Here is a 2,345-nt window from a genome sequence, read left to right as displayed (position 1 = left end):
GATATAAACTAAATAAAATAATGTTTGGTTTTTTGGTGTTTCGCTCTGTTTCGAAATGCGTCGTTGGCGAAGTTTAAAGTTAGATAAATTAAATGGGTATACTTTGATGGAAATAGAAGTATTACTGGCCATGCTCCTAAACGTAAAGATGAGTTCAACACTTCATTATGATGATTCTGAATGTTATGAATATCATGGTAGTCATAGACAGATATTTAATCACTTTTAATAAAAAACATACCAAACTATATTTACTGGAGGGAAAGTAATGGCAAAAGCACTTTATATTAGTAGCTTTGGAGAAGGTCATGTGAATCCAACGCTAGGATTAGTAAATGATTTAGTGAAACGTGGGGAACATATCGTCTATTATTCATCCAATGACTTTGAGGAGAAAATTAAAAAAACAGGTGCTGAGTTTCGCCCCGTTGACCAAGGGGCACAGAGAAAACTTCAAGAAAGTAGTAATCTTCTAAACTCCCAGCCGCGAAAATATTTGCTACAATTTCTGAGTGCATTGGAAATGACGACGGATACTATTTTAGATGAAATTTCAAAAGAAACTTATGATTATATTTTATACGATGCACAATCGTTAACAGGAAAATGGATTGCACATCAAAGTAAGTTATTATCTATTGTCACTTGGACCACGTTTGCATTTTTACAAGATCCAAAATCAAACATGGAACTTACAGGGACGAGTGATATGAAACGGAAACAAGAAAGTTTGGCCATGCTACGAGCATTTTTGGGATTGGAAGAAATAGAAAAATGTAAAAAACACTTAGAAAAGAAGTATGAAGTTCCGTTACCTGAAAATTTCTTGCTCTGTTCTGGCTCTGGGGATCTGAATATCGTCTTTACTTCTTCTTATTTTCAAAGAAATAGCTATGATTTCAAGGGTAATTATATTTTTGTCGGCCCTTCAATTATAGATAGTAAGAATCTAGGTGATTTTCCAATTAATACATTAAAAGAAAAGCGTGTTATTTTCATTTCTATGGGGACCATCCTAAACAAACAATTTGATCTTTATCAAAAATGCTTCGCAGCTTTAAAAGATTTGGATGTTAAAGTGGTACTTAATATAGGGCGGAAATTAACAGTAGAACAGCTGGGAAATGTACCAGACAACTTTATTATTCGCAATTATGTTCCTCAATTGGACGTACTTCGTCAAACGGATGTCTTTATAAGCCATTGTGGCATGAATAGTACAAGCGAATCACTTTATTTCGAAGTGCCCTTAGTTATGCTCCCAATGACGAATGATCAACCTATAGTTGCCCAGCGAGTAAAAGAACTTGGAGCAGGAGTTATATTAGATATTCAGCAACTAACAGTTGAAAATCTAAAACAAGCCGTTAGTGAAGTTTTCCAAAATCCGATTTATAAGGAAAATGCGAAAAAAATTAGTCGATCATTCCTTGATGCAGGCGGGTATGTCAAGGCAGCTGATGAAGTTTTCAAATTCACTCGTTCATAAAAGGACCTTATCTGAAGTTCGGCTAATCCTGTCACCAATATAAGTGCCCCTAAGAAAAACATATAATACGGCATTAACTCGGTTTCAGTTATTAGACTATAACTTGATAGAACAATAACAACAATTGCTAAGATAACTCTAACCATTTTCAAAAAATATTTCCCCCTATTAAGTTCTGTACAATTTCTTATTTAATCATACCATTTAACACCTTTTCATTTGTGCGAAAAATGGAATTTCCTTCTTTAACTATCCTGCCCCTTTAGTTCCATAAGAAAAAACTGCCTTAAAGGTAGCTAAAAATCGTCCTTTTCAAATCGAACAGTGGTGTGTTCAGAAAAGGACGATTTTTGGAACAAATAACAACTTATTAATAATATCGTGCTTAATCGATAAAGATCAAATAAACGCCAATCCCTTATAGATATGGGATTGGCGTTTTGGCGTACTTCTTAAAGTTACAAATATGTTAAGTTCATTTTATAAACAACATTTTAAGAAATGTTTTTCAATTCCTCTGTTAATCGTAAGAATTCTACTTTGTTTTTATCCTGTAATGACTGGTCAATCTCTTTTCGGATTTGCTCTTTTCGGAAATTAAGAAGGGCTTTGTTTATCACCATTTCAGCAAATTCAGAATCCTTGACGTTTATTTCAGGTTGTGGTGGTGTATTAGCCAAATTCTTTTCCATAGGAAACCAACTCCTTGACCTTTTTTCTATTATAACAAAATTTTTCAGAATATTGAAATAATAGACCGAGTAGTTCCAATGAAATAATCCGTTTGATCAATGAAAATGAGTCAGTGAAGAATATAAGTGAAAAAACAGGTGTAACGAGAATGACTATCTATAAT

3 protein-coding genes are annotated in these 2,345 nt (G+C 33.5%); 2 read left to right on the top strand and 1 reads right to left on the bottom strand.

The annotated features are described in order from the left end of the window. Positions 1 to 268 precede the first annotated feature (268 nt). Positions 269 to 1,489, top strand: coding sequence for a macrolide family glycosyltransferase (locus ACFWE9_RS26650; protein ID WP_377359641.1), 1,221 nt, complete (start codon positions 269 to 271; stop codon positions 1,487 to 1,489). Positions 1,490 to 1,983: 494 nt separating this feature from the next. Here ACFWE9_RS26650 and ACFWE9_RS26645 read toward each other — a convergent pair whose 3' ends face one another. Next, positions 1,984 to 2,181, bottom strand: coding sequence for an IDEAL domain-containing protein (locus ACFWE9_RS26645; protein WP_230159626.1), 198 nt, complete (start codon positions 2,179 to 2,181; stop codon positions 1,984 to 1,986). Between the two features lie 83 nt (positions 2,182 to 2,264). On the opposite strand from ACFWE9_RS26645, the gene ACFWE9_RS26640 reads away from it, so the two are divergent. Continuing rightward, a partial coding sequence (locus ACFWE9_RS26640) for a hypothetical protein (protein ID WP_377359643.1) occupies positions 2,265 to 2,345 on the top strand: 81 nt, incomplete at its 3' end.

The organism is Peribacillus sp. NPDC060253 (assembly GCF_042727425.1).
Classification (GTDB): Bacteria; Bacillota; Bacilli; order Bacillales; family DSM-1321; genus Peribacillus.
This window is presented reverse-complemented; position numbering and strand designations above follow the sequence as displayed.